Origin of the sequence: Xanthomonas sp. WHRI 7065 (assembly GCF_040203115.2) — a bacterium.
Classification (GTDB): Bacteria; Pseudomonadota; Gammaproteobacteria; order Xanthomonadales; family Xanthomonadaceae; genus Xanthomonas; species Xanthomonas arboricola.
Window position 1 is genome coordinate 1,103,664 of record NZ_CP168194.1, and the last position, 24,501, is coordinate 1,128,164.

Annotated in this window: 26 protein-coding genes; 8 read left to right on the forward strand and 18 right to left on the reverse strand. The window is 66.4% G+C overall.

Features of this window, described 5'->3' with window-relative positions; genetic code table 11:
- Nucleotides 1–198: 198 nt before the first annotated feature.
- A complete protein-coding gene (locus tag ABQY64_RS04655; RefSeq protein WP_024938271.1) occupies nt 199–873 on the reverse strand; it encodes a GntR family transcriptional regulator in 675 nt (224 codons plus the stop codon).
- Nucleotides 874–1,108: 235 nt separating this feature from the next.
- Between ABQY64_RS04655 and ABQY64_RS04660 the strand changes: the two genes are divergently transcribed.
- From ABQY64_RS04660 to ABQY64_RS04670, 3 genes are all read left to right on the forward strand, one after another.
- On the forward strand, nt 1,109–2,014 hold the full coding sequence (locus ABQY64_RS04660; protein ID WP_024938270.1) for a gallate dioxygenase: 906 nt from the start codon (nt 1,109–1,111) through the stop codon (nt 2,012–2,014).
- A gap of 10 nt (nt 2,015–2,024) precedes the next feature.
- Nucleotides 2,025–2,384 (forward strand): protocatechuate 3,4-dioxygenase, encoded by a 360-nt coding sequence (locus tag ABQY64_RS04665; protein ID WP_039523676.1) that lies wholly within the window; start codon nt 2,025–2,027, stop codon nt 2,382–2,384.
- 66 nt (nt 2,385–2,450) lie between these two features.
- Entirely contained in the window at nt 2,451–3,452 is a 1,002-nt protein-coding gene (locus ABQY64_RS04670) for a LysR substrate-binding domain-containing protein (RefSeq protein ID WP_016900751.1), read from the forward strand.
- A gap of 186 nt (nt 3,453–3,638) precedes the next feature.
- Here ABQY64_RS04670 and ABQY64_RS04675 read toward each other — a convergent pair whose 3' ends face one another.
- The 7 genes from ABQY64_RS04675 to ABQY64_RS04705 all read right to left on the reverse strand — a co-directional run bounded on the left by ABQY64_RS04675 (nt 3,639) and on the right by ABQY64_RS04705 (nt 10,649).
- The gene (locus ABQY64_RS04675; RefSeq protein ID WP_104623373.1) at nt 3,639–5,117 is read right to left on the reverse strand and encodes an AMP-binding protein; all 1,479 of its coding nucleotides are present in this window, start codon (nt 5,115–5,117) and stop codon (nt 3,639–3,641) included.
- A 204-nt stretch (nt 5,118–5,321) separates the two neighbouring features.
- Entirely contained in the window at nt 5,322–6,791 is a 1,470-nt protein-coding gene (locus ABQY64_RS04680) for an aldehyde dehydrogenase (RefSeq protein WP_104623372.1), read from the reverse strand.
- An 83-nt stretch (nt 6,792–6,874) separates the two neighbouring features.
- The gene (locus ABQY64_RS04685) at nt 6,875–7,702 is read right to left on the reverse strand and encodes a p-hydroxycinnamoyl CoA hydratase/lyase (RefSeq protein ID WP_016900748.1); all 828 of its coding nucleotides are present in this window, start codon (nt 7,700–7,702) and stop codon (nt 6,875–6,877) included.
- 34 nt (nt 7,703–7,736) lie between these two features.
- The gene (locus ABQY64_RS04690; RefSeq protein WP_024938266.1) at nt 7,737–8,210 is read right to left on the reverse strand and encodes a MarR family winged helix-turn-helix transcriptional regulator; all 474 of its coding nucleotides are present in this window, start codon (nt 8,208–8,210) and stop codon (nt 7,737–7,739) included.
- Between the two features lie 145 nt (nt 8,211–8,355).
- Nucleotides 8,356–8,751, reverse strand: a complete 396-nt coding sequence (locus tag ABQY64_RS04695) for a hypothetical protein (RefSeq protein ID WP_039530569.1) — start codon at nt 8,749–8,751, stop codon at nt 8,356–8,358.
- A gap of 191 nt (nt 8,752–8,942) precedes the next feature.
- Nucleotides 8,943–9,665 (reverse strand): hypothetical protein, encoded by a 723-nt coding sequence (locus ABQY64_RS04700; protein WP_016900745.1) that lies wholly within the window; start codon nt 9,663–9,665, stop codon nt 8,943–8,945.
- An 81-nt stretch (nt 9,666–9,746) separates the two neighbouring features.
- Nucleotides 9,747–10,649: an SMP-30/gluconolactonase/LRE family protein gene (locus tag ABQY64_RS04705; protein WP_166772571.1), complete on the reverse strand. Its 903-nt coding sequence runs from the start codon at nt 10,647–10,649 to the stop codon at nt 9,747–9,749.
- A gap of 260 nt (nt 10,650–10,909) precedes the next feature.
- Here ABQY64_RS04705 and ABQY64_RS04710 point away from each other — a divergent pair, with 260 nt between their 5' ends.
- Nucleotides 10,910–12,019, forward strand: coding sequence for a Gfo/Idh/MocA family oxidoreductase (locus ABQY64_RS04710; RefSeq protein WP_349780366.1), 1,110 nt, complete (start codon nt 10,910–10,912; stop codon nt 12,017–12,019).
- Nucleotides 12,020–12,292: 273 nt separating this feature from the next.
- Here the strand turns inward: ABQY64_RS04710 and rlmM are convergent, their stop codons facing one another.
- From rlmM to ABQY64_RS04740, 6 genes are all read right to left on the reverse strand, one after another.
- Complete coding sequence (gene rlmM, locus ABQY64_RS04715) at nt 12,293–13,336, reverse strand: 23S rRNA (cytidine(2498)-2'-O)-methyltransferase RlmM (RefSeq protein WP_349780367.1); 1,044 nt, start codon at nt 13,334–13,336, stop codon at nt 12,293–12,295.
- 36 nt (nt 13,337–13,372) lie between these two features.
- Nucleotides 13,373–13,933 (reverse strand): nucleoside deaminase, encoded by a 561-nt coding sequence (locus ABQY64_RS04720; protein ID WP_024938261.1) that lies wholly within the window; start codon nt 13,931–13,933, stop codon nt 13,373–13,375.
- On the reverse strand, nt 13,933–14,349 hold the full coding sequence (locus ABQY64_RS04725; protein ID WP_184457028.1) for a hypothetical protein: 417 nt from the start codon (nt 14,347–14,349) through the stop codon (nt 13,933–13,935). The genes ABQY64_RS04720 and ABQY64_RS04725 overlap by 1 nt, the downstream gene beginning before the upstream one ends.
- 176 nt (nt 14,350–14,525) lie before the next feature.
- Nucleotides 14,526–14,798, reverse strand: a complete 273-nt coding sequence (locus ABQY64_RS04730) for a hypothetical protein (RefSeq protein ID WP_146093049.1) — start codon at nt 14,796–14,798, stop codon at nt 14,526–14,528.
- Nucleotides 14,799–14,838: 40 nt separating this feature from the next.
- Nucleotides 14,839–15,768, reverse strand: coding sequence for a DMT family transporter (locus tag ABQY64_RS04735; protein ID WP_349780368.1), 930 nt, complete (start codon nt 15,766–15,768; stop codon nt 14,839–14,841).
- A 217-nt stretch (nt 15,769–15,985) separates the two neighbouring features.
- Nucleotides 15,986–17,725 carry a glutamine--tRNA ligase/YqeY domain fusion protein gene (locus ABQY64_RS04740; protein ID WP_349780369.1) on the reverse strand — a complete coding sequence of 580 codons (1,740 nt, stop codon included), beginning with the start codon at nt 17,723–17,725 and terminating at the stop codon, nt 15,986–15,988.
- A 244-nt stretch (nt 17,726–17,969) separates the two neighbouring features.
- Here ABQY64_RS04740 and ABQY64_RS04745 point away from each other — a divergent pair, with 244 nt between their 5' ends.
- Together ABQY64_RS04745 and ABQY64_RS04750 are read left to right on the forward strand one after the other, a co-directional pair.
- Complete coding sequence (locus ABQY64_RS04745; RefSeq protein WP_102254739.1) at nt 17,970–18,611, forward strand: glutathione S-transferase family protein; 642 nt, start codon at nt 17,970–17,972, stop codon at nt 18,609–18,611.
- 1 nt (nt 18,612) lies between these two features.
- Nucleotides 18,613–18,843 carry a DUF2007 domain-containing protein gene (locus tag ABQY64_RS04750; protein WP_016900736.1) on the forward strand — a complete coding sequence of 77 codons (231 nt, stop codon included), beginning with the start codon at nt 18,613–18,615 and terminating at the stop codon, nt 18,841–18,843.
- Nucleotides 18,844–18,984: 141 nt separating this feature from the next.
- On the opposite strand, the gene ABQY64_RS04755 is transcribed toward ABQY64_RS04750, so the two are convergent.
- From ABQY64_RS04755 to ABQY64_RS04765, 3 genes are read right to left on the reverse strand one after another with little or no spacing between them, the layout of a single operon-like run.
- Entirely contained in the window at nt 18,985–19,449 is a 465-nt protein-coding gene (locus ABQY64_RS04755) for a response regulator (protein WP_039530555.1), read from the reverse strand.
- A complete protein-coding gene (locus tag ABQY64_RS04760; RefSeq protein WP_166772565.1) occupies nt 19,446–21,356 on the reverse strand; it encodes an ATP-binding protein in 1,911 nt (636 codons plus the stop codon). Before ABQY64_RS04760 ends, ABQY64_RS04755 begins: the two co-directional genes overlap by 4 nt.
- Nucleotides 21,353–22,060, reverse strand: coding sequence for a response regulator transcription factor (locus tag ABQY64_RS04765; RefSeq protein WP_126968002.1), 708 nt, complete (start codon nt 22,058–22,060; stop codon nt 21,353–21,355). The genes ABQY64_RS04760 and ABQY64_RS04765 overlap by 4 nt, the downstream gene beginning before the upstream one ends.
- Before the next feature lie 124 nt (nt 22,061–22,184).
- Here ABQY64_RS04765 and ABQY64_RS04770 point away from each other — a divergent pair, with 124 nt between their 5' ends.
- Together ABQY64_RS04770 and msrA are read left to right on the forward strand one after the other, a co-directional pair.
- Complete coding sequence (locus tag ABQY64_RS04770) at nt 22,185–22,700, forward strand: SgcJ/EcaC family oxidoreductase (protein WP_115510501.1); 516 nt, start codon at nt 22,185–22,187, stop codon at nt 22,698–22,700.
- A gap of 82 nt (nt 22,701–22,782) precedes the next feature.
- The gene (msrA, locus tag ABQY64_RS04775) at nt 22,783–23,433 is read left to right on the forward strand and encodes a peptide-methionine (S)-S-oxide reductase MsrA (protein WP_349780370.1); all 651 of its coding nucleotides are present in this window, start codon (nt 22,783–22,785) and stop codon (nt 23,431–23,433) included.
- A 317-nt stretch (nt 23,434–23,750) separates the two neighbouring features.
- Here the strand turns inward: msrA and ABQY64_RS04780 are convergent, their stop codons facing one another.
- Complete coding sequence (locus ABQY64_RS04780) at nt 23,751–24,320, reverse strand: type 1 glutamine amidotransferase family protein (protein ID WP_016900730.1); 570 nt, start codon at nt 24,318–24,320, stop codon at nt 23,751–23,753.
- Nucleotides 24,321–24,501 lie beyond the last annotated feature (181 nt).

The following is a 24,501-nucleotide window of genomic DNA, read 5'->3' on the forward strand; positions in this document are numbered from 1 at the left end:
GCGTGGAAATCCGCAGGTATCCGCGGCATGCACGCCGGTGTATCTGCGTGCATGCCGCGGCGCAGACGAATGCAGCACGCTGATGCAGGCAACGCTGCATGCAGCGCAAGGCCGGGTGATCCCACGTTCGAGCTATGAATCTGTGCAGGCTGCTGCGCCAGGCCAGTGCACGCTGTCCGCGGCAAACCTGTGCGCGCGTCAGATGCCCATGCTGTGGCGCTGGGTATTTGCGTGCTCGCGGAACAACAGTTCGGCACGCGCGCCATCGCGTTGTTCGATGGCCGAGACGATGGCGCCGTGCTGCCGATGTCCGTAGTACAGATCGTCGTAGGCCAGGGTGGGCGAGCGTTGGCCGAACACCACATTGACCGGGCTGACGAAGGGCACCACGGTGCACCGGTCCACGGTCTCGGTCAGGATCGGCTTGTTGGCGGCCACCACGATGGCGCGGTGGAAGCGGGCATTCATCGCGCCATAGGCCTGCTCGTCGTCGGCATCCAGGCTGCGCGAGGCCAGGATCCGGTCGCCTTCGCCCAGACAGGCATGCAGCGTGGCCAGCAAGGCAGCCGAGGCGCCCTGTTCGGCGACGGCGCGTGCGGCCATGCCTTCCATCAGGGCACGCACCGCCAGGGCGTCCAGGCTCTCCTGCTGGCTGAAACGTCGCACCGCATAGCCGCGGTTGCCGGCCTGCACCAGCAGGCCTTCCTGGCACAGGGCTGGCAGGGCCTGACGGATGGGAGTGCGCGAGATGGCCAGTCGTTCGGCCAGCGCGGCCTCGGTGATGCGCTCACCGGGGGCGAAGGTGCCGCACAGGATCAGTTCGCGTAGCTGCTGGACCGCTTGCAATCGGTGGTTGTTCGCCATTGGCTCCATTCTCTCGCGCCGTACTGCAGCGCACGTTCCTTCGACGGGGAAAACTCGCAAAACCGGTATAAAAACCTTGCAGATGAGAGCGCTTGGTGGCACTTTGGATCCCAAGGATACCGTTTTGGCGGTCCGGAGTGGCTGGTCGGCGTTGTTGGGATCCCAAGGCGGGACGGATTTCGACTCAATCAATGATGCGCAATCGGCCAGCAGCGGTGGCCGGCGTGCATCGCAGGAGTGCAGCATGGCAAGCATCATCGGCGGCATCGGAACCTCGCACGTTCCCACCATCGGGGTGGCCTACGACAAGGGCAAACAGCAGGATCCGTTGTGGAAGCCGTTGTTCGATGGCTACACACCGGTAGCTGCCTGGTTGGCCGAGCAGCAGGCAGACGTGCTGGTGTTCTTCTACAACGACCATTGCACGACGTTCTTCTTCGACCTGTATCCGACCTTCGCCCTGGGCATCGGCGAGCGCTTCCCGGTGGCCGACGAAGGCGCAGGGCTGCGCAACCTGCCGCCGATCCGCGGCGATGTGCAATTGCAGGCGCATATCGCCGAATGTCTGGTCAACGACGAGTTCGATCTGACGGTCTTTCAGGACAAGCCGATCGACCATGGCTGCGCTGCGCCGCTGCCGTTGCTGTGGCCGCACGTGCCGGACTGGCCGGGCACGGTGGTGCCGATCGCGATCAACGTGCTGCAGTACCCGCTGCCGACCGCGCGCCGCTGCTATCGCCTGGGCCAGGCGGTGCGGCGGGCGATCGAATCCTATCCGGAAGATCTCAGGGTGGTGGTGGTGGGCACCGGCGGGCTGTCGCATCAGATCCACGGCGAGCGCACCGGTTTCAACAACACCGACTGGGACATGGAATTTCTGGACCGCTTCCAGCATGCGCCGGAAACGCTGACCGATCTCACCCACACCGATTACGTGCGCCTGGGTGGCGCCGAGAGCGTGGAGCAGATCATGTGGCTGGCGATGCGTGGCGCGCTGGGCGGACCGATCCGCAAGCTGCATCAGAACTACTACCTGATGACCACCACCGCGATGACGGTGGTGCTGTACGAGCCGGGCGTCGAAGCCGCTGACGCGCCGTCTTCGGCGCAATTGCTCGCGCACGCCACGTCTACCGCGAATGCTGCATGAGGGCCGGCCGATGAATCCGCAAGTACAGGGCATGGACCAGATCGGCGGCACTTACCTGTTCGATCTGCGCACCAGCAACCGCGCGTTGCGCATCAACCGATTCTTCTGGCATATGATCCGCGCCCCATGGCGCGACCGCTTTCTGGAAGATTCCGAAACCCTGATGCAGGAAGCCGGCCTCACCGAGCATGAAAAGGCGCTGATCCGTGCGCGCGACTGGCTCGGCCTGGTGCAGTACGGCGCCAATTTCTTCGTCATCGAAAAATTCGCCCGCGTGGTGCGCATGACCAATCTGCAGGTCTACGCCATCATGCGTGGCGAATCCTTCGAAGATTTCATGCAGACCCGGCGTGTACCCGATGCACGCTGAGCTGCAGGCGGCGGCCTGGTGCCGTCCCGCCGCATTCCCCGACTTCCCAACGTAAGGTCTACCCCCATGACCATGTCCTCTGTGTTCTTCGAACACCGCATCAAGGTCCGGCATCTACGTGTCATCGAGGCGCTGGACCGGCAGAAAAGCCTGCTCCGCGCCTCACGCGTCTTGAACGTCACCCAGCCCGCATTGACGCGTGCCCTGCAGGAGATCGAAGAGATCGTCGGCGCGCCGCTGTTCGAGCGCCATTCGCGCGGCGTGCGCCCCAATGCGATGGGCGAGGTGCTGGTACAGACCGCGCATGTCGTGCTCGGCCAGTTGCGCCGCGCGCAGGACACCTTCGAGGGGCTGCTGCAGGACGATGCGCTCACCATCACCGTGGGCGCGTTGCCGGTCGCCGCCAGCGGCCTGTTGCCGGCCGTGCTGGCCGCCTTGTATCGCGCCGAGCCCACGCTGCGGGTACGCCTGCTGCATGGGCGCACCGACGAACTGCTGCCCAAGCTGGCCGGTAACGAGATCGACCTGGTGGTGGGCCGGCTGTATCCGCTGGCCCGCTACGACGCGTTGATCCGCAAGGTGCTGTACCAGGACCCGATCGCACTGGTGGCGCGCAGCGATCACCCCCTGTTTGCCAACGGCCAGGTGCGCATTGCCGAAGCCGCTGCGTATCGCCAGGTGCTGCCGACGCTGAGCCAGCATGTCGAGCGCGACGTGGCGCAGGTGATGCGCGAGCACGGGCTGGCCACGCGCGATCAGCTGCGTTCCAGTTCGGCCAGCTTTACCCGCGAGATCCTGCTCGGCACCGACAGCATCGCGGTGATGCCGAGCATGATGGTGGCCGGGGATATCGCACGCGGCGAGCTGCGTGCCTTCCAGCTGCAGCAGCCGTCGCAGGCGCGCGCAGGCGGGGTGATCTATCGCGATGGCAGTGCCATCCACAAGCCCGGCGTGCGCCTGTTGATGCGCGAACTGGAACACCAGTTGGCGGTCATGGCCGAGCAGGGGGCGGTGTGGGTGGACGACCAGATCAGCGAGGACAACCTGTTGCTGGGCGAGTCCGCGTGATCGATTGAGCGCGGCATGCGCGGCGCAAGCCGCTGCCGTGTCGGGATGGCGCTGGAGTGCGGCATGCACACAACGGGCAGCTCAGGCTGCCCGTTGTGCTGTCTGGCATCGGTCGCTGCCTTGGCTGGGGCAGCGAGCCTGCGGGTCACTGCCGGCTGCTCGCGGCGTAATCCACATCCGGCCGCATCACGTCTCGGTGGCCAGCGCATCTTTCAGGCGCGCCTTCTGCAGCTTGCCGGTCGCGGTGCGCGGCAGTGCCTCGACCACGCGCAGGTGCTTGGGCACCTTGTACTTGGCCAGCCGTTCGATCAGATAGGCGCGGATCTGCTCCAGATCCGGCGTCTCGTCGGCCGGTACGATCGCCAGGTAGCCCACCTCCCCCCATTGCGGGTCGGCGATCCCCACCACTGCGCATTCGCGTACCTGCGGGTGATCGGCAAGCAGCGCTTCGATCTCGGCCGGATACACGTTCTCGCCGCCGGAAATGAACATGTCCTTCTTGCGATCGACGACCCAGAAGAATCCGTCGGCATCGCGCCGCACGATGTCGCCGGTGCGGAACCAGCCGTGCTCGTCGAGCGCGGCGGCGCTTGCCTGCGGGTCGCGCCAGTAGCCGGGGCTGAGGTTGGGGCCGCGCAACAACAACTCACCGGGCACGCCGACTGGGCAGTCGTTGCCATCGCCATCGACCACGCGCGTCTGCACTGCAGGGGTCGAAATGCCGACCGCGCCCAGCTTGTCGCGGATCACCGCGCAGTCCACCGACATGCCGAACACTGTGCCGGCCTCGCTCATGCCGAAGCCGCTGACCATCGGCACACCGTCGTCCAGCCAGCCGAGCAGGTCATCGCTGGCATGCGGCGCGCCGCCGCTGACCAGCGCGGTGAGATGCCGCAGCGACGCCGCGTCGAAACCGGGCTGGCTGCGGAAGGCCTGCATCATCTGCGGCACGCCGACGTAATGGGTGATGCCCAGCGACTGGTCGCTCAGCCAGCCCAGCGTGCGCCTGGGCTCGAAGCCGTTGGAAACCTGGATCGAGCCGCCCACCGCCAGCACCGGGCGCACGTTGGTGGCCAGGCCGATGATGTGGAACATCGGCGCTTCGCACAGGAAACTGCTGCCGGCATCTACGCGCGTGGTGACGCCGAAGTTGTGCGCCACCTGCTGCAGGTTCTGCTCGCTCAGCATCACGCCTTTGGGCTGGCCGGAGGTGCCGGAGGTAAACAGGATCAGGCTGATGCGTTCGGGGGGAATCGACCCGGTGTCCGCCGGCTCGAGCGTGTTCGCCGCATCGACGAAGTCGGCCAGCGAGGCGACATCGGTGCGCCCTGCCGCAACGTCGTCGCCCAACAGCAGGCGTGGCTCGGCGCGCTGCAGCAATGCATCCAGTTCGGCCGTGCTCAGCCGCCAGTTCAGCGGCACGTAAATCGCGCCGACGCGTCCGCAGGCGAAATGCAGCGCCACCTGCCAGACCGAATTGCGCGCCAGCACGGCGAGCCGTTCGCCATCGATGCAGCCGCGCGCCTGCAGCAAGGCGGCCAGACGGCCGATCAAGATATCCAGTTCTGCGTACGTCCATTGCCGGTCCTGCAGCAGGTCGCGGGCGGCAAGCCGGTGTGGGGTGAGGCGGGCGTGGAAGGAGATCGAGTCGGTCGGCATGGTCATGGCGCTGTCTTCCGAATGCAGATTGGGGGAGTGACTGGCGTGAGTGCGACGGCTGCGGCTGAAGGTTGACGCCTGCGCCAGGACACCTGGCGAACGTTCACCAGAAAGTGCGGACACACCGCAGGAACCGACGGACAAGGCAGTGCCTGTCGCATCGCGTTGCGACCGCGCTGTGTTGGTTGCGCGGTCGGTGGGCTGAAGGGCCTAATTGAGGTAGATGGTTTTGGTTTCCAGGAAGGCGTGCAGCCCTTCGACGCCGCCTTCGCGGCCGATCCCGGAGTGCTTGACCCCGCCGAACGGCATGTCGAAGTCCACCCACATGCCATTGATCGAATGACTGCCACTGCGCACGCGGCGGGCGATGCGGTAGGCGCGATCGGGATCCTCGCTGTAGACCGTGCCGTGCAGGCCGAAGTCGCTGGCATTGACCTTGGCGATCAGGTCGGCCTCGTCGTGGTAATCGATGAAGCTCACCACCGGGCCGAAGATCTCTTCGCGGGCGATGGTCATGTCAGGGGTCACCTCGGCAAACACCGTCGGCTCGATGAAGAAGCCGCGCGGCAGATGCGTCGGCCGGCCGCCGCCCATGACCAGGCGTGCGCCCTCGGCGCGGCCTTGTGCGATGTAGGACTGCACGCGCTCGAGCTGGCGGCCAAGCGCCAACGGGCCCATGCCGGTCTCCGCTGCGAACGGGTCGCCCAACTTGAGCGCGCCAACGGCCGCGCAGTACGCCTGCAGGATCTCCTCGCGTCGCTGCGCCGGCACCAGCACGCGGGTGAGTGCGAAGCACACCTGGCCGGTGATCGGCATCGAGTAGGGCACCAGGCTGGGCAGTAGCTTGGCGATGTCTGCATCGTCCAGCACGATCGCGGCCGACTTGCCGCCCAGCTCCAGCCCGACCCGCGCCAGCCGCTCGGCGCAGGCCACCCCGATCAGCCGCCCGGCCTGGGTGGAACCGGTGAAACTCACCTTGTCCACCTGCGGATGGCGGATCAGCTGTTCGCCGACCTCGCGACCACCGGGTAGCAGATTGAACACGCCATCGGGCACCCCGGCGGCGCTGATGCACTCGGCCAGAATGTAGGCATCGATCGGCGTTTCCGGCGAGGGTTTGGCCACCACCGTGCAACCGGCCGCCAGGGCCGCAGCGACCTTGTAGCAGAGCAGTACCAGAGGTGCGTTCCAGGGAGTGATCGTGGCGACCACACCCACCGGCTCCTGCACGATGTGCACGCGGCCGCCGTTGGCACGTGCACGCGGCTCCACGAACGGATGGGTCGCGATCAGATCGCCGTAATAGTCGAACAGGCCGGGTGCCTGCTGCGAGGCGCGGCGACTGAAGCCGATCGTGGCGCCGACCTGTCCGGTCCAGGCCTCGGCCAGCTCCGGCAGGCGCGCACGCAGCTGTGTGGCCACGCGCTTGAGCACGACGCCACGCTCTTGCGGCGATAGCTGCGGCCAGGGGCCGCTGTCGAACGCGGCACGCGCGGCGGCGATGGCCGCCTCGGTGTCTGCCGGCGAGGGCTCGGTGTAGCGCAGCAGGCGTTGTTCGGTGTGTGGGGCAATCACATCGACGTCGCGATCGCCGCTGCTTGCGCGCCATTGGCCGTCGATGAACAGGCCCAACGGCCCACGCGCGGCGATTCCGCGCAGGGTTGCGGACAAGGCTTCCATACTCCCTCCTCGGTGCAGAAAACCACTGGCAGCGCCAGCGATGCGCGTGCTGCACGCATCGCTTCAGGCGCCGTAGGACGTGCTCAGGCGCTGTTTTTGGTCAGGTCGTATTCGCCCAGGCCCGGCTTGTAGCTCTTCTCATCGATGAACTGACGGATGCCTTCCTTGCGGGCGTTGTTGTCGAAGGAATTGGCCGCTTCCTGCATGCGCACCAGGTAATCTTCGGCTTCGTCGTAGGTCATGGTGCCGACCCGGCGCACCGCGTCCTTTGCATACTTCAGCGCGACCGGATTCTTCTTGAGCAGTAACTGGGCCACTTCGCGGGTGCGTGCTTCCAGCCGTTCCAGCGGCACGCTTTCGTTGACCAGACGCCATTCGGCGGCCTTCTTGCCGTCGACCATTTCGCCGGTCAGTGTCATCCACATCGCATCGCGCATGGACAGCAGTTCCACCGCGACCTTGGTGACGCCGCCGCCGGGCAGGATGCCCCAGTTGATTTCCGACAGGCCGAACTGCGCCTCGTCGGCGGCGATCGCCAGGTCGCAGGCGAACAACGGCCCGAAACCGCCACCGAAACACCAGCCGTTGACCATCGCGATGGTGGGTTTCTGGTACCAGCGCAGGCGGCGGAACCAGCCGTAGGATTCGCGCTGCGAGCGACGCACGCCGCGCAGGCCCTGGGCCTCGGTCTCGCGGAAATATTCCTTCAGGTCCATGCCGGCCGACCAGGCGGTGCCTTCGCCACCGAGCACCAGCACGCCGACGTTGTCGTCGAATTCCAGCTCGTCCAGCACGTCCATCATGCGGCGGTTGAGCGCCGGGCTCATCGCATTGCGTTTGTCGGGGCGTGCAAACTTCACCCAGGCAATGCGGTTTTCGATGCGGACCGATACCACGTCATGCTCGTTCAAGCGGCGTCTCCTTCGAGTCGGTACAGAGTGGAAGTCACAGTTCTTCGGCGAGCGCGGCGTCCGGCACGTTTGCCCGTTCCAACGTGGCGCTGGCGTTCAACTTGCAGAGTAGGCGCAGCAAGGTCTGCTGCTCGCTGGCCTGCAGGCCGGTGCAGGTGCGCGCGACCGCCCGCGCCAGGCAGCCCTGGGCGGTGCCGAGCGTGCGCTCGCCAAGCGGGGTGAGGTACAGGCCCTTGCTGCGTCGGTCGCGGCCGGCCAGGCGCTCGATCAGGCCCTGCTCGGCCAGTGCGTTGGCGATCTTCATGCCGGCAGCGCGATTGACCAGCAGGCGGTTGCCCAGTTCGGTCTGGTCGCAGCCGGGCTGATCGCGGATATGGATCAAGGCGGTGACGCGCGCCGGAGTCAGGTGCAGTTCGGCCAGTTCCTGGCGCGCGGCGTGGCTGGAGGCCAGGGTCGCCAGCTGCAATTGATAGCCAAGGTCTGCGGCAAGGGCCAGGCGAGCGCTCATCGATCCATCCAAATTGTATCCGTTAAATACAATCTAGCCGACCGAAGCGGGCACTGCAAGAGGTTGTGGTGGTCATATACGAAGGGCCGTGCGCGCCTGCGTAGCGCGGGTGCGCACGGCCCTGTTTGCGATGCTGCCGAATGCCTTACTGGATCAGCCAGCCGGCCAGCTGTTCGCGGCTCAGGTGGCCGCTGTGCTGGGTGTCGAGCGCGTCGAATTCATCGGCCAGTGCCGGGTTGGCCTGTGCCTCGGCGCGGCTGATGCTGCCGTCGCCGTCGGTATCCATGGCCTGGAAATCGATGCGGTAGCTGCCGACCACGCTGTTGGGCTGGATCGAGCGCACGATCACGCTGGACTCGCCGCGCGGACGCTCCAGCTGGGCCTGATGGGTGACCTCGCCGCTGGACAGCGGCTGGGTGCGAATCACGTTGGGCACATCGATCAGCGGCATGCTGCTGGCCGGCGTCGGCGCCTGTTGCGCGAGCGCGTGGCCGCCGAGCAGCAGCAATACGGAAAACGAAACGGTACGAACGGTGGTCATCAGATCCCCCTGATGTGGAACAGCCCGCAAGCAGAGAGGCTGTCGGGCGTCCTGAGGTGTGCAACGTGCGCTCGATGTCTGACGACAGTGCCTGCATGCACTAGCTGACGGTGCGGCGTGCGCGATGCGGCATCGGCAATCGGAACCCATGGCCACACCGCACCGTCGCACGCCGCATCCAGGAAAGCGGCTCAGCCGGGGATGAATGGAAACACGATCTTCAACAAGCCCTTCAGACCGCCCTCGGCAGTGCTGGCCACGGCTTTGGCGCCCAGGCTGTTGAGCGCGCGCCGTACGTCTTCCCAACGCACCTGCGCGATGTCCTTCTTCAACAGGTCCGCCACTTCTTCGGCGGTGGGTGTGAGCTTTTGCAGCTCGCGCACGGTGGCCTGCGGATCCGGCTGCAGATAGCCCCAGCGCTCGGCGACTTTCAGCAGCGTGTCGAAGCGCACCGCGACCACTTCGCGATTGCGCTCGTACACCGGCAAGGCACCCACATCCAGGATGGCCTGTTCGAATTGCTGCGCGTCATCCGGGTGTTCGATGCGCACCGCCAGAAAGCCTTCCTTGCGGCTACGCTCGCTGACGTGCTTGGCACCGGAGCGCAGGTTGTCTTCGGTGAGCACGTTGGCGACGATGCGCTGCATTGCCGCGTCGCCTTCTTCGGGCACAAGCGAGCGCCAGCGCGCATAGCCGTCGCGACGCAACGCCTTGACCTTGGCCGAGGTCACCCGCAGCTGCAGCGCGACCATCGCGTTGGAGCTGTTGCGCGAGATGGCGCCGTCGCGTTCGAGCAGCACGAAGATCAGCAATTCCAGATCGCGCTTGGTCAGCGATTGGAATCCCTGCAGCAGGGTCAGGCGCAGGAATTCGTTGCCGAAGGCAGCCGCGTCCTTGAGTTCGATCGGTTGCATGGGGAGTCCTCCACGGGTGACCTGCAGGATGCCAGGACGCTGTTGCGCGACCTGAGAACCGTTGCGACGCGCGCAGCAGTTTCAGCGTCCGGTTTCGCGGCCCGGGCGATCGGACCTGAACGTTTCAACTGCGCCACGATCCTGCAAGGTGACGAACACCTGTTTGCCATCGGTGCCGCCGAACGCGACGTTGCTGGCCTTGCGGCCTTTCAACGCGACCGTGCGCAGCAACTTGCCCTGCGGCGAGACCACCGCGATCTGCCCGGCATCGTAGCGGGCGATATAGAGGTTGCCGTCGGCATCGCAACGCATGCCATCCATGCCGAAGTCCGGGAAGCTGATCAGCAGGCGCTTGTTGCGCAGGCCGCCATCGACGCGGTCGTATACCCACACCTTGCGCGACATGCTTTCGTTGACGTAGAGATGCTTCCCGTCGGGGCTGACGTCCAACCCGTTGGGCGTGGTCATGCCCGATTCCATCAACGCGACGACGCCATCGCGGCTGATGTGCCACAGGCGGCCGCTGTTGTCCTTCCAGTTCGGGTCGCTTGCATAGAAGCTGCCATCGGGCGCAATTGCCAGATCGTTGGGGCCGTCGGCATCGGGTAGCGAGGCGAAGGTGCTGACCGCGCGCGTCTGCAGGTTCACCTGCAGGATCTTGTGGCCGGTGAAATCGGCCACGTACATCGTCCCGTCGCGGAAGCGGATGCCATTGCCGGTGCTGCCCTCGGGCAAGGTCACGAACACCTCTGCCTTGGCGCTGCCATCGGCGTGCAGGGCAATGCGTGCGATGGTGCCGTCCTTGCCCAGATTCACCGCATAGAGCGCGCCATCCGGTCCGGCTGCAGGACCTTCGGCATTGTGGGTGAAGGCGCCGTCGCCGATCAGGTCGCGCGCAACGAACGGCGCATCGGCAGCGATCGCCAGCGAGCTGGACAACAGTAAGGCCAATGGCAGGAAACGATGGCGGGCAACAGCGGTCATGCGGCATGCTCCAGATGGGATCGTTGCCAGTGTGCCAGAACGTGCGCAGCGGCCATGGCGGTGATCACGCACGATCAAGTAAGGTGCCCGGGCAGCATTGGCCGACGAGCGACCAACAGCAGCACTGCGCCCACCTGCGGGCAGTGTGATTGGGCGCGGTGCGGCATGTACCCACTGACACTCCGGTGCGAGTGTGTTGTCGTCGCTGACGAACGCACGCGATGGTGTCAGCCGCTCTCAATCTTGCCAAGGAGGTTTGCATGTCCGTGGAATCGATCACACGTCGCCGTTTGCTCGCCGCGTTCGGCGGTGCAGGCATCCTGCTTGCTGCGCCCGGCTGGGCGTTGCCGAAGAAAAAGCCGGGCAAACCGCTCAATGTGGCACTGGCCGGTCTGGGCAGTTATGCCAGCGAACAGCTCGCGCCGGGCCTGGCACTGACCAAGCATTGCAAGCTGGCCGGCATCGTCACCGGCACGCCCGCGAAGATTCCGCAGTGGCAAGCCAAGTACGGCATCGCCGACCGCAACGTCTACAACTACGAGAACTTCGACCGGATCGCCGACAACGACGACATCGACGTGGTCTATATCGTCACGCCGACCCATCTGCATGCGCCGCTGACCCTGCGCGCAGCGGCGGCCGGCAAGCACGTCTGGTGCGAAAAGCCGATGGCGATGCATGCCGGCGAGTGCGAGGCGATGATCGCGGCGTGCAAGCGCAACAAGGTGGCGCTGACCATCGGTTACCGCATGCAGCACGAACCCAACACGCGTCGCCTGATCGCGATGGCCAGCGAGAAGCCGTTCGGCGCGATGCAGCGTGTGCGCGCCGAGGCCGGGTACAACGGCTATCACGATGCGACCAAGGCCGATCGTCCGTGGCGCTTGCGCTCCCAGTTCGGCGGCGGTGCGATGTACGACATGGGCGTGTATCCGCTCAATGCCGCGCGCTACACGGTGGGCAGCGAGCCGTTGGCTGTGACCGCCAAGCGTTGGACCGATCGCCCCGAACTGTTCGACGAAGTCGACGAGCATATGGACTTCACCCTGGAATTCCCGAACGCGGTGCGTGCCGAGTGCAAGACCAGCTTCGGCAACAACATGAATGTGCTGCGTGCCGAATGCGAGCGCGGCTGGTACGAGTTGTTGCCGTTCCAGAGCTACCAGGGCGTGACCGGCAAGGCCAGCGACGGGCGCGTGTTCGATGCCAAGGTGCCGCACCAGCAGGCGCTGCAGATGGACGAGGACGCGCTGGCGATCATCAACGGCACCCCGCTGCGCGCGCCCGGCGAAGAAGGCCTGCGCGACATCCGCATCGTCGATGCGATCTACCGCTCGGCCCGCGAGGGCAGCAAGCGAATCGTGCTCTGATCGCGCCTAAGCTCCGTCAATCGACGGAGCTGGCCCGCCCAATCCAGGCGCAGGCTGGCCCGTACCAGCCTGCCACGATGAAGTCCCCAAGGGCCGTGCAGTCCAGCACCGAAAGCGGCTGCCGATCAATCACGCCGTACTGCCAGCACTGCCGACTGCGCTGATGTGGAACGCCACACCAAAGTAATGCGATACCCGCCAGCACCCACAGCAACAACGCCACCAATCCCCCGCTTTTACGATTCCCGATTCCCCAATCCCGAATCCCAGTCCCTAATCCCGCATCGCCAACACCGTGATCTCCTCACGATCGTGATACAGCTGCTTGGCACGCACGATCAGCGATTTCTCGGCCTGCTGCTCGAACAGGTCCAGGCACAGGCGGGTCTCGTCCCAGCGCTTTTTCATCGGCAGCTTGAGGTTGAAGATGGTGTTGCGGCACCAGCCTTCGCGGATCCAGGTGGCCATGCGTTCGGCCACGCGGCGCGGTTGCTCGACCATGTCGCAGACCATCCAGTCCAGCGCCTGCGCAGGCTTCCAATGAAAGCCGTCGGCACGCAGATGCTCGACCAGGCCGGTCTCCAGCACGTGCTCGCGTAGCGGGCCGTTGTCGACGCTGGTGACATGCAGGTGCTGGCGGGTGAGCACCCAGGTCCAGCCGCCGGGAGCTGCGCCCAGGTCGGCGGCGCGCATGCCGGGTTTAACCAGCGCTTCGCGTTCGTCCGGCGCGAGCAGGGTGAGCAGGGCTTCGTCGAGCTTAAGCGCCGAGCGCGATGGCGCCTCCGGCAACAGCTTCAAACGTGGAATGCCCAGAGGCCAGGGCGCGCTGTCGGCACTATCTGCCACCGCCAGCAAGGCGTGGTCGCCATCGAGAAAACAGATGTGCAGCCGTGCCAGGCGCGACTGCGGCTTGTCGGTGAGCAGGCCGGCCTTGCGCAAGGCCGGACGCAAGGCATTGCCGAAGCTGCGCGCCAGCCCTGCCAGCGGCTTGCCCGCGTCCGAATCCGGGTGTTCCACCCACAGATCGCCGAAACGCGGCTGGCCTTCCAGAGCGGCCAGGATCGGCGTGATGCGGTCCTTGGGGTCGATGCCCTTGAGTTCGGCAATCACCACCAGCTTCTGCCGCGCGAAGATCAGCTCGCGCCAGTGCAGTTTCGCAGCGAGTTGTGCGGCCTCATCGCAGACGAACAGCACATAGCCGTCGTTGCGCTGGGTACGTGCATAGCCGGCGATGCCGACGAATGCGGCGCGCGCGCTCAACTCGGCGGCCAGCTCCGGCTCGAAGCCCTGGCGGCAGTAACACAGCAGGCCGCTCATCGCAGTGCCTGGCGTGCGCGATCGCTGCGGGGCAGATCAGTAATGGTCACCGCCGCCCTCGCCATAGTTGCGCAGCACCGCGCAGGCCTGATCGCGATGCACGTCGCGCACCACCTCGATGCCGCGGCGGGTGAGCTCGCCCACCCAGTCGGCAGGCAGCGGGCCTTCGTCGAATTCGGTCAGCGCCATCACGTCTTCGGCGCGTGCGCCGATCAGCAGGCGGTCGATGCCGGCCCACACCGTGGCGCCGTAGCACTGGCAGCACGGCTGCGCGGAGGTGGCCAGCGTTACCGGCGACAGCACATCGTTCAGGCGCGGCGTCTGCAGGCGCTGCTGCGCGAGCATGTAGGCCATGTTTTCGGCATGCGCCAGCGAGGTGGTCTGCGGCACCACGCGGTTCACCGCCGCGGCGATGATGCGGTGGTCCGGGCCGAACACGACCGCACCGAACGGGCCGCCGCTGCGCTCTTGCACATTCATCCGCGACAGCTCGATTGCCAGCGCCACCTTGTCCTCGTCGCTGGGATAGGCGCGGCTGTCGTCGACATGCGCGTGGATCCAGTCGGGCAGCGTGAGGTGGACTTGCGCGTAAAGCATCAGTGGACCATTTCTGTAGAGGGGGGAGCGGGGCGCAGTGTATCGGCCTGGGCGTCCTTTGCGGCACATTGCCCGGCCACGCACTGGCAGGCACTGATCTCGCGGAAGCCGCACACGCTCATCATGCCGCTGGCCTGGCACTGCGCCAGTACGCCTTTGGGGTCGGTGGCACTGTTGACGTTGACGCAGGCCGGGAAGGCGCCGCAGCAGTTGCCGACGTTCTTCACCGTGCAATCGGCGTCGGTGCGGCAGGTGGTGGTCACGGTGACCGGTTTGCCGGTGGCCGGGCCGCTTGCCGAGTCGGTCGCCGGAGGCTGCGCGGCGGTATCGGCCGGTGGTGCGGCCACGCAGCCGATCGACACCAGGCAGGCCAGCAGCAACAGCGTGCTCAGACACCGGGACAAAAGACGGGACATGCGGCCGCTCCGATCAGGACAGGTGAGCGGCCATGGTAAGCCCGGGATGCGCGGAATGTGGCGCGCGCTGGATCAGCTACGGAAACCCCTGGGATCGGGGCCCTGCGCGCGTTACGGCTGATGACGCTGGCCGGGGCGCGGCGTGCGACCGCAACACGCCTGCAGTTTCACCGCAGTCAACGCTGTCTGCGCAGAGCCCAGTGGCAGCGCGTGGCAAGGTCCAGTTGCTGCATGCTTTCGTCGCGGCGGTCGCTGGGCAGATCGTCATCTGGCCGGCTCGGAAGAAGCGTGCAGAACACCTCGGCCGGGGTCACCGCGTTCGAGACGGGTGGCTGCGGCGAGCAGGCCGCCAGGCCGAACGACAGCGAAAACACCGCGCTGCGCAGCGTGTTTGCAGGCGGGCGTGGACATGGTTGTGGAAGGCACATGGCGGCGTTGCTGGCGGACACAGCCTGCAATCTAGGCGGCTGCGTGCATCAGGTGCCTGCATCATTTCGCTTCCGCATGCAGTGCTGCGCACCACAGCACGCCGACCAGCAGGCAGGCGATGGCGGCAAGCTCCAGTGGCGTGGGTAGGCGCATTTCCCAGGCAAAGCCGTACAGCAACGCAAAGACCGTCTCGAACACGATCATCTGGCCAACCAAAGTCAGCGGCAGCACCCGGCTGGCCCGGTTCCACAGGGCGTTGCCGATCACCGAGGCCAGGATGCCCAGCAACAGCGAGATGCCCCAGAAACTGGCCCAGTCGATCGGCGCATGTGGCGCGCTGCCGATCAGTGCGGCCGGCGCCAGCAACAGCGCCAATGCGCCGGTGACCACGCCGGTCAGCAGCGACCAATCGCCACCTGACAGGTCCGGGCGCCGCCGCAGCCAGCGCGCATTGCCGATGGAATAGGCCGACCACGATACCAGCGCACCGACTGCGCACAGCAGGCCGGCGATGCGGGTGGCGCGATCGCTGGCGTGGTGAGCGGCATCGTGCTGCAAGGTATCCAGGGCGACCAGCGCCACGCCGATGACGCACAACACGCAGGGCGCGGCCAGGCGTCGCAGTTGCACCGCGCCTGCGGCCCGCGTGCCGATCACGGTGACCACCACCGGCAGCAGGCCGATGATCAGTGCGGTCGCCGCGCTGCCGGCCCACTGCACCGCGCTGCCGAGCAGCACGTAGTAGATCAGGTTGCCCAGCAGGCTCAGACGCACCAGCGCCCACCATTCGGCGCGCCCCAGCCGCGCAGCGGTCTGGCGCGCGCGCGGTGCCAGCACCAGGGCTGCGACCGCGCCATACGACAGATAACGGGCAACGGCCAGTTGCAACGGCGTAAACGCCGCCAGCAACTGCGGCGCCAGAAACACCAGTCCCCATAACGCACCTGCGCCGATGCCGCAGGCAACACCCATCATCAAGCGCTCACGCATCGTGCTGCTCCTTCATGCCATGCAGCATGCAACGAAGTGCGGCACGCAGTCTCCATTGCGCTTGCTCATCAACTCAGAAGATACCGCTCTGAGGCGTCGTCACCGCTGGCTGGATCACGCGCGGTGACCACCAGCGATGCGCCGATTACCGCAGGCCTGGCTGCGGCTGCCTGCCGCCGTTCCCGCGCCGGATGGCTGGCATCCGGCGCGGTCTGAATCACTTGGCCCAGGTGTCGCGCAGGGTCACGCTGCGGTTGAACACCGGCGTGGCAGCGCTATGGTCGCGGCGATCGGCAACGAAGTAGCCGGTACGCTCGAACTGGAACGACTGCTCGGGCGCCGCCTGTGCCGCACTTGGCTCCACATAGCCGCGCACGCTGCGCTTGGACTCGGGGTTGAGATAGTCGCGGTAGGTCTTGCCCTCGGACTCGTCATCGGGCTTTTCCACCGAGAACAGGCGGTCGTACAGGCGGATTTCCGCTTCCACCGCATGCGCGGCGCTGACCCAATGGATGGTGCCCTTGACCTTGCGGTTGGCGCCTTCCATGCCCGGACGTGACTCCGGGTCCAGCCAGCCACGCAGCTCGACGATCTCGCCTGCGTCGTTCTTGATCACCTCGTCCACGCGCGCAATGCCGGCGCCGCGTAGACGGATCTCGCCGCCGGGCACCAGGCGCTTCCAGCCCTTGGGCGGGACTTCGGCAAAATCCTCGCGCTCGATCCACAGCTCGCGTGCGAACGGCACCTCGCGCGTGCCGAAGCTCTCGTCCTTGGGATGGTTGGAGAAACTCAGCGTCTCTACGTGGCCTTCCGGCAGATTGGTCAGCACCAGCTTGAGCGGGTCGACCACCGCCATGCGGCGCGCCGCGGCCGCATCCAGGTCCTCGCGCAGGCAGCCTTCCAGCACCGAGAAATCGATCAGCGAGTTCTGCTTGCTGATCCCCACCCGGTCCACGAACAGGCGCATCGCCGCCGGCGTATAGCCGCGCCGGCGCAGGCCCTGCAGCGTGTACATGCGCGGGTCGTCCCAGCCGTCCACCAGCTGTTCTTCCACCAGCGCAGTGAGCTTGCGCTTGCTCATCACCGTGTAGTTGATGTTCAGACGCGAGAACTCGATCTGGCGCGGCTTGGCGGCCTCGCGCGGCAGCCCCTTGTCCAGCAGCGGCTGCAGCAGCTCCGGATGCGCGGCCAGGTCCACCTTGTCCACGCACCAGTCGTAGAGCGGGCGGTGGTCTTCGAATTCCAGCGTGCACAGCGAATGGGTGATGCCTTCCACCGCATCGCCCAGCGAATGCGCGAAGTCGTACATCGGGTAGATCGGCCACGCATTGCCGGTGTTCTGATGCTCGACATGCTTGATGCGGTACAGCGCCGGGTCGCGCAGGTTGATGTTGCCGCTGGCCATGTCGATCATGGCGCGCAGGGTGCGTGCGCCATCGGGGAATTCGCCGGCACGCATGCGCCGGAACAGGTCCAGGTTTTCCTCGACGCTGCGCTCGCGGAACGGCGAATTGCGGCCGGGCTCGGTCAGCGTGCCGCGGTATTCGCGCACCTGCTCGGCGGACAGGTCGCAGACGAAGGCATGGCCGTCGCGGATCAGTTTTTCCGCGGCCAGGTAATACACCTCGAAATAATCCGATGCATGGCGCAGCTGCGCCCACTCGAACCCCAGCCAGCGCACGTCGTCCTGGATGGCGACCACGAACTCGGGGTCTTCCTTGGCCGGGTTGGTGTCGTCCAGGCGCAGATTGCACAGCCCGCCGAACTCGGAGGCCAGGCCGAAATCCAGGCAGATCGCCTTGGCGTGGCCGATATGCAGATAGCCGTTGGGCTCGGGCGGGAAGCGGGTGCGGATGACCGTGTGCTTGCCGCTGGCCAGATCCTCGCGGACGATCTGGCGGATGAAGTCTTTCTTCTCCGCCGGGGCGGTGGCGTCGGTGGCTAGGGTCTCGGACATGCGCGCATCAGCAATAGGTAAACCGCAAGTTTAGGCGGTGGCACCGGTTAGGGGTAGGCGGCGTGTCGGAGGCCGGCCATCGCGCGTGGCCTGTGCGCGGTGATCCTGCGCGTAAGCGCCTTGCTGCCGGGGCCTGCATGGGCTGACCGCACCCAGGCCGGGTGCCATCGGCAGGCGGCACGACGGGCTGGCCGGCACCGCCGCCGGCGCGTACGCTGCGGCGATCCTTCGGAGTGCCTCACGCATGCCTTTGCCCCGCCTGGTGATCGGCGACAAGACCCTGTCCTCCTGGTCGCTGCGCCCGTGGCTGCTGCTGCGGCACTTCCAGGTACCGTTCGAAGAGATCGCGCTGCCGCTGGATACGCCGCAATTCCAGGCCCGCATCGCCGGTTATTCGCCCACCCGCAAGGTGCCGGTGCTATGGGACGACACCCTGCATGTCTGGGATTCGCTGGCGATCTGCGAATACGTCAACGAACGCTGGCTGGATGGCCGCGGCTGGCCGGCCGAGCTGTCGGTGCGGGCGCAGGCACGCGCGGCGGCGGCGGAAATGCACTCGGGCTTTGTGGATTTGCGCACCCAGCTGCCGATGAATCTGGCCCGCGCGCCTGGCCCGGCCCGCTGGGACGCGGCTGCCGAGCGCGACATCACACGCATCCAGGCGCTATGGGCCAGCCTGCGCGCCGAACATGGTCATGCCGGGCAGTTCCTGTGCGGCGACTTCGGCATTGTCGATGCGATGTTCGCCCCGGTCGCGCTGCGTTTTGCCAGCTACGGCGTGCCGCTGTTCGAGGCTGCCGGCGATTACCTGGCTGCACTGGATGCACTGCCGGCACTGCGCGAGTGGAAGCAGGACGCCGCGCGCGAACGCCTGGAGCGCGGCTGACATGCAGATCGCCTATCGCGCCAGTCACATCATCGACGCGCATCTGGCCAAGCACGCGCTGGAGGATGCCGGCATCACCGCCTTCGTGTTCGGCGAGTCGCTCTTGGGCGGCGCCGGGGAACTGCCTGCCTTCGGCGTGCTGCAGGTCTGCGTGGCCGACCTGCACCTGAGCCAGGCACAGGCGGTACTGGCAGAGATCGGCCTGTGCGGCGAGGTCACCCGCGCGCTGTAGCGCAGCGCCCGTCGTAGGAGCGCACCAGGGCGCGACGAGGCTGTGCCGATAAACGCCACGTCGCGCCCGGGTGCGCTTCTGCGCTGGTGTTATCGGCAAAGCCCCGGTCGCGCCCGGGTGCGCTCCTACGATTGGCGCGCGTCATTCCGGCTGGCGCCACCCTGGCGGCGCCGCATCCGGTGCGGCCAGCGCCCGCAGGCGCTTGAACAGCACGGTGGTTTCGGCCACGTTCCAGACCCGCAGCGCGACCTCGAAGGTATCCAGCGGCTTGGTCAAAAAGTCCTTGGCGCCCAGGCCCAGGGCGCGATGGCGCGCGCTGCGGCTGGGGTCGGCGGTGAGCACGATCACCGGCAGGAAGTGGCCAGGATCGGACAGCCGCGCCAGTTGTTCCAGCAGTGCATAGCCGTCCAGTTCCGGCATCTTCAGATCCAGCAGGATCAGGTCCGGCGCGAACGCCGACACCAGCCCCATCACCCGCAATGGGTCGGTGGTGGCGATGACCTGCTGGAAGCCTTCGCGCTGCAGCAGGTCTTCGAGCAGCCGCACATTGGCCGGCTCGTCGTCGACGATGAGGATGCGGGAAGCCAGGATTTCGTCGCGTGTCATGCCAGCAGTCCGTCGATCACAGTGAAGAATTCCGCCACATCAAGCGGCTTGGTCAGATACGCGCGCACGCCCTGATTGCCGACGCGCGCCAGGGTGGCGGTGGTGGCATCGGCACTGATCACCACCACCGGCACGCCGGCCGTGGCCGGCTGCGCCTGCAGCTCGCGCAGCAGTTCTTCGCCGTTGCCGTCGCTCAGATGCAGGTCCAGCAGGATCAGATCCGGCACGCCGTGCTGCAGCAGCGCGCGCGCCTGCGCCAGGCTGGCCGCTTCCAGCAGCTGCCATTGCGGGCGGCGTTCGCTGAGGGTGCGGATCAGGGCCTGGTTGGACGGGTTGTCTTCGATGCTCAGCAGCCGGCACACGCCCGTGCCCGCGTTACTCGGCGGCACGATGGCGCGTGCCGGCTCGCTGCGTTGCGGTTCGCCCTGCGGCAGCGAGATCCAGAAGCGCGCGCCATCGCGGCTGCTGTCCACGCCGATGCACCCGCCCATCGCCTCGATCAACCGCTTGCTCAGTGCCAGGCCCAGGCCGGTGCCTTCCACCGCCGAGCGTTCCGCACCCAGCCGCTCGAACGGCGTGAACAGCCGCTCGATCTGCGCCGGCGTCAGGCCCGCGCCCTGGTCGGCGACCGTGATGCGCACCTGCTCGCCATCCGGCTGCGCGCTCACCTGCACCTGGCCGCCGGTGCGATTGAACTTGACCGCGTTCGACAGCAGGTTGAGCAGCACCTGGCGCAGCCGCTGCGCATCGGCGCGCACTGTCCACGGCCCGTCGATGGCAGCCGGCTGCAACGCGATGCCGTGCTTGTCCGCGTCCGGGGCGATCAGGCCCAGCGCCTCGTGGACGGCCGCGCGCACCGAGATCGGCTCCGGGCTCAGATCCAGTTGGTCGGCTTCGATACGCGCGATGTCCAGCAGCTCGGTGATCAGCCCCAGCAGGTGCCGGCCGGCGCCGAGAATATGCTGCAGATGACGGCGATGCCCGGGCTCGGGCAGATCCATTTCCAGCACCTGCGCATAGCCCAGGATCGCGTTGAGCGGTGTGCGCAATTCGTGGCTGCTGCGCGACAGGAATTCGGTCTTTGCGCGGTTGGCGGTTTCTGCCTCGCGCCGTGCCAGTTGCGCTTCGGCCGCACGTGCGGCGAGCAGTTCGCTGGCCTGCGCCAGGCGCTGGCCGACCTGGCCCAGCTCGTCGCCGGCACGCGGTTGCGGCGCCAGCGGCAGGCCTTCGCCCAATCGGTCGGCGTTAGCCGCCAGCGTGCGCAGGCGCCCGGAAAGCGCCGAGGCGAACCACGCCACTGCAAACACTGCGCCCAGGCCGCCCAGCATTGCCGCACTTAAAGTGATGATGAGATTGCGCTGGCGCAGTCCCTGCGCTTTGGCGGTACGTACCTGCAATTGCGCGGTTTCGTAATTGCGCAGTTCGCGCAGTTCGGCACGCAGGATGTCGAGCTTGTACTTGCCGTCCCACAGCTGGCGGATCTCTTCTTCGCGGCTCAGATCCGGTGCCAGCAACCGGCGCCACCCCTGCATTTTTTCCGCAAACAACGGCTTGATGCGTGCAAACCGCTGCGCCTGCCCCGGGTCGGTGATGCGTTGCGACAGCCGTTCGGCCACCCGTTGCAGGCGCGGCTCGGCATCGCGGTACGGGGTGAGGAATTCATCGCGGCGCACCAGCCGATACCCGCGCACGCCGGCCGCGGTTTCGGCCAATAGCGCGTGTGCTTCGTACAGATCGCTCAACACCTCCAGCGTCTGCCGCACATCGTTTTCGGCGGCGATGTTCTGCCGCTCCACGCTGTAGATCGCCATCAAGGCCACCGCCAGCAGCAGCAGCGGCAGGGTCACCACCGCCAGGCTCTTGCGGGTGATCGGCCAATCGTTCCAACGCACCGCCATTGCATTCATAGCGCGAGTCCGGCTTGGACCGCGTACACCGCGGCCTGGGTGCGATCTTTTACCTCAAGTTTCTGCAGGATTCGCTCCACATGCACTTTGACCGTGCCGGGAGAAATCCCCAGTTCAGCTGCCAGCGTCGCATTGGTGAGGCCGCGCGGCAGCAGGGACAGCACCTGTTTCTCGCGTTTGCTGAGCGCGGTGAGGCGGTCGTCCTGCACCGGCTTGCGCCGACGCGTGGCGAGCGGTCTGGCCGGTTCTGCCACCATCGCCGGCAGCAGCAGGGCGAAGGCCTGCAGCGCCTGCACATCGTCGTTGCCGGGGGCGGGACGGTTGTCGTTCCAGGCCACGCACAGCATGCCCAGGGTGCTGCCCAGCGCCTGGATCGGCACCTTGGCCTCGCGGATATCGGCCGGGCGCGGTGGCATCAGCCAGGCCGCTTCATGGCTGTCGCCGGCTGCGCTGGCACCGGGCGGCAATGCGCGGCCGCGGCTGGCCAGCACCTGCGCGCGTGGCCCACGCTGTGCCAGCACCGCGCCATGTTCCAGGCCCAGCAACAGCAGCACCCGGCCCAGTACTGCGTCGCAGGCCTGTTCCGGCGTCTGTGCCTGACGCAGCGCCACCGCGACCTCCCAGAGCGCCTGCCAGCGTGCGCTGTCGGATGCTTCGCGGCGTAGCGTCAGGCGCCAATCGCCAGCATTGGTAGGGGTTTCCATGAGTTCGCTCTAGGCCGATCAGCATATTTGAGTATATGCCAGTCGGCAGAATTGTTGGGCCCGCTTGGTTTCGATACTGAGCTTGCCCGATGCGGCAACCCCCTCAACCACACGGAGATTTCCCATGCGTCGCACTCTGTTCTCTCTGGTTCTGGCTCTGGCTGCCACCCCGGCGCTGGCTGGCGGCGTGATGCACTACACCGACAAGGCCACGTTGCCGGCCGGCGGCGAAGAACGCGAAGTCGCCGCGCTGTTCGACACCTGGAACGCGGCACTGGCTACCGGCAATCCGGACAAGGTGGCCGATCTGTATGCGCCGGACGGTGTGTTGCTGCCGACCGTGTCCAACGAGGTCCGCGCCTCGCGCGAGCAGATCGAAAAATACTTCGAGATGTTCCTGACCAAGAAGCCGCAGGGCGTCGTCAACTACCGCACCGTGCGTGTGCTCGATGACGACAGCGCGGTGGATGCCGGTGTCTACACCTTCACGCTGACCGACAAGAACGGCAAGAAGACCGACGTGCAGGCGCGCTACACCTTCGTGTACGAGAAGCGCGACGGCAAGTGGCTGATCATCAATCACCACAGCTCGGCGATGCCGGAAGTGGACACCGCCACCGCCGCGGTGACCAGGAAGTAACGCCGCATTGGCCGTAGTGGCTTGAAAGCCGCTACGGCCGGCGCCATCCAGCAGGCAATCCTCACAATTGCGGAGTTGCACCATGCTGGGAATCGGCGCTTTCAAACAACGCATGCCACGTCCGGGCGAGGCCTTGCCCGGACGCGCGCAGGCACTACCGCTCCACAACGCCCACCTGATCAACGGCCATCCGTTGCGCGGGGAGTTCACCGGCCTGGCCCAGGTGCAGTTCGGGCTCGGCTGCTTCTGGGGTGCAGAACGCAAGTTCTGGAACCTGCCAGGGGTGTACACCACGGCGGTGGGTTACGCCGGCGGCGAGACACCCAACGCCACCTACGGCGAAGTGTGTTCCGGGCAGACCGGCCATACCGAAGCGGTGTTGGTGGTGTACGACGAAGCGTCGGTGTCGTTCGCACAGTTGCTGCGCACGTTCTGGGAAAGCCATGACCCCACCCAGGGCATGCAGCAGGGCAACGACGTCGGCACGCAATACCGCTCGGCGATCTATTGCACGACACAGGCGCAATACGACGCCGCGCTTGCCAGCCGCGATGCGTACCAGCAGCAACTGGACGCCGCCGGGTATGGCGCGATCACCACGGAGATCCGTTTCCCGGCGCCTGCTTTCTACTACGCCGAAGACGATCACCAGCAATATCTCGCCAAGCATCCCAATGGTTATTGCGGGCTTGGCGGAACGGGAGTGAGCTGCCCGATCGGGCTGGATGCCTGACGGAAAGGCGGGCCGGATTGAAGCGCTGTCATCCACGTGATCGTGGTGGCGTGCCGATGGCCAACAGTGACCGGCAGCGTTATCACGATCAGGCAGCGCATGGGAGTGCATGCCAGGCAACTTGAATGGCTACGTCGGAGACGACGTGGCCATCTTTTTTTGCGGCGTGCGCACCACGCGCCGGCACCGCCGCGGGTGGCCGAGCGGCGAACCGGCCCGGCGGATCATTGCGGTCAATCCCGACAGCCAATCGGTGCGGCGACCCACTGCATCCAGTCAGTGCAGCCAATGCGCCAGGCGTGCCGGAATCCGCCGGATCAGACGAACTCGCCGGCGAACATGCCGCGCAGCTGGGCGAGCATGTCGGTGCGCTCCGGATGCAGCAGTCGCATGCAGGCAAGCGCGAAGCCGACCGGGCTGGTGCCGGGTGCGGTGATCACGCCATCGGCGGTCACCACCTTTTCGTGCCGGTATTGCGCAGCACCGGCATACGGCACCACGTGTTCCTGCAGGAAGGCCAGCGCGTTGCTGGTATGCGCGCGCTGGTCGAGCAGGCCGGCATAGGCCAGGGCGATGGTGGCGCCGCAGATCGCCGCGACCGGGCGCTGGTGCTGCACGCGCTCGACCAGCAGGCCACTCAGGCCGGGAATTTCGCCTGCCTGCCAACGCTCGCTGCCGGGCAGGATCCAGAGATCGGCGTCCAGCGGCGCTAGATCGGAGAGAGCAAAGTCCGGGGTGATGCGCAGCCCGCCGATCGACTGCACCGGCTGACCATCGATGCTGGCGATGGCGACCTGGTCGCCGAACCATTCGCGCGCCGCCGGCAGGACAACGCCAATTTCCCAATCGGCCACGCCGTCGACCATCACCACTGCAATGTTTGCCATTGTCCGCTACGCCAGTTGAGGAACCCGGATTCTAGGCAGTGCGGGTTGCGCGGGTGTAAGCGACGTGTGGAGAACGACGCCGAACCGCGCGCCGATCAGGCCAAAACGCGCGCATGGCAGCTCGGTGGCGGCTGTGCAGGCGTCAATGCGCCCACAAGCTCAACGTTGCCTGGGAGGTAAG

Excerpts from the sequence above, each read along its gene's own strand:
- ABQY64_RS04655 (WP_024938271.1), bottom strand. The coding sequence starts at position 873 with ATGGAGCCAATGGCGAACAACCACCGATTGCAAGCGGTCCAGCAGCTA.
- ABQY64_RS04660 (WP_024938270.1), top strand. The coding sequence starts at position 1,109 with ATGGCAAGCATCATCGGCGGCATCGGAACCTCGCACGTTCCCACCATC.
- ABQY64_RS04665 (WP_039523676.1), top strand. The coding sequence starts at position 2,025 with ATGAATCCGCAAGTACAGGGCATGGACCAGATCGGCGGCACTTACCTG.
- ABQY64_RS04670 (WP_016900751.1), top strand. The coding sequence starts at position 2,451 with ATGACCATGTCCTCTGTGTTCTTCGAACACCGCATCAAGGTCCGGCAT.
- ABQY64_RS04675 (WP_104623373.1), bottom strand. The coding sequence starts at position 5,117 with ATGACCATGCCGACCGACTCGATCTCCTTCCACGCCCGCCTCACCCCA.
- ABQY64_RS04680 (WP_104623372.1), bottom strand. The coding sequence starts at position 6,791 with ATGGAAGCCTTGTCCGCAACCCTGCGCGGAATCGCCGCGCGTGGGCCG.
- ABQY64_RS04690 (WP_024938266.1), bottom strand. The coding sequence starts at position 8,210 with ATGAGCGCTCGCCTGGCCCTTGCCGCAGACCTTGGCTATCAATTGCAG.
- ABQY64_RS04695 (WP_039530569.1), bottom strand. The coding sequence starts at position 8,751 with ATGACCACCGTTCGTACCGTTTCGTTTTCCGTATTGCTGCTGCTCGGC.
- ABQY64_RS04700 (WP_016900745.1), bottom strand. The coding sequence starts at position 9,665 with ATGCAACCGATCGAACTCAAGGACGCGGCTGCCTTCGGCAACGAATTC.
- ABQY64_RS04705 (WP_166772571.1), bottom strand. The coding sequence starts at position 10,649 with ATGACCGCTGTTGCCCGCCATCGTTTCCTGCCATTGGCCTTACTGTTG.
- ABQY64_RS04710 (WP_349780366.1), top strand. The coding sequence starts at position 10,910 with ATGTCCGTGGAATCGATCACACGTCGCCGTTTGCTCGCCGCGTTCGGC.
- rlmM (WP_349780367.1), bottom strand. The coding sequence starts at position 13,336 with ATGAGCGGCCTGCTGTGTTACTGCCGCCAGGGCTTCGAGCCGGAGCTG.
- ABQY64_RS04720 (WP_024938261.1), bottom strand. The coding sequence starts at position 13,933 with ATGCTTTACGCGCAAGTCCACCTCACGCTGCCCGACTGGATCCACGCG.
- ABQY64_RS04725 (WP_184457028.1), bottom strand. The coding sequence starts at position 14,349 with ATGTCCCGTCTTTTGTCCCGGTGTCTGAGCACGCTGTTGCTGCTGGCC.
- ABQY64_RS04735 (WP_349780368.1), bottom strand. The coding sequence starts at position 15,768 with ATGCGTGAGCGCTTGATGATGGGTGTTGCCTGCGGCATCGGCGCAGGT.
- ABQY64_RS04740 (WP_349780369.1), bottom strand. The coding sequence starts at position 17,725 with ATGTCCGAGACCCTAGCCACCGACGCCACCGCCCCGGCGGAGAAGAAA.
- ABQY64_RS04745 (WP_102254739.1), top strand. The coding sequence starts at position 17,970 with ATGCCTTTGCCCCGCCTGGTGATCGGCGACAAGACCCTGTCCTCCTGG.
- ABQY64_RS04750 (WP_016900736.1), top strand. The coding sequence starts at position 18,613 with ATGCAGATCGCCTATCGCGCCAGTCACATCATCGACGCGCATCTGGCC.
- ABQY64_RS04755 (WP_039530555.1), bottom strand. The coding sequence starts at position 19,449 with ATGACACGCGACGAAATCCTGGCTTCCCGCATCCTCATCGTCGACGAC.
- ABQY64_RS04760 (WP_166772565.1), bottom strand. The coding sequence starts at position 21,356 with ATGAATGCAATGGCGGTGCGTTGGAACGATTGGCCGATCACCCGCAAG.
- ABQY64_RS04765 (WP_126968002.1), bottom strand. The coding sequence starts at position 22,060 with ATGGAAACCCCTACCAATGCTGGCGATTGGCGCCTGACGCTACGCCGC.
- ABQY64_RS04770 (WP_115510501.1), top strand. The coding sequence starts at position 22,185 with ATGCGTCGCACTCTGTTCTCTCTGGTTCTGGCTCTGGCTGCCACCCCG.
- msrA (WP_349780370.1), top strand. The coding sequence starts at position 22,783 with ATGCTGGGAATCGGCGCTTTCAAACAACGCATGCCACGTCCGGGCGAG.
- ABQY64_RS04780 (WP_016900730.1), bottom strand. The coding sequence starts at position 24,320 with ATGGCAAACATTGCAGTGGTGATGGTCGACGGCGTGGCCGATTGGGAA.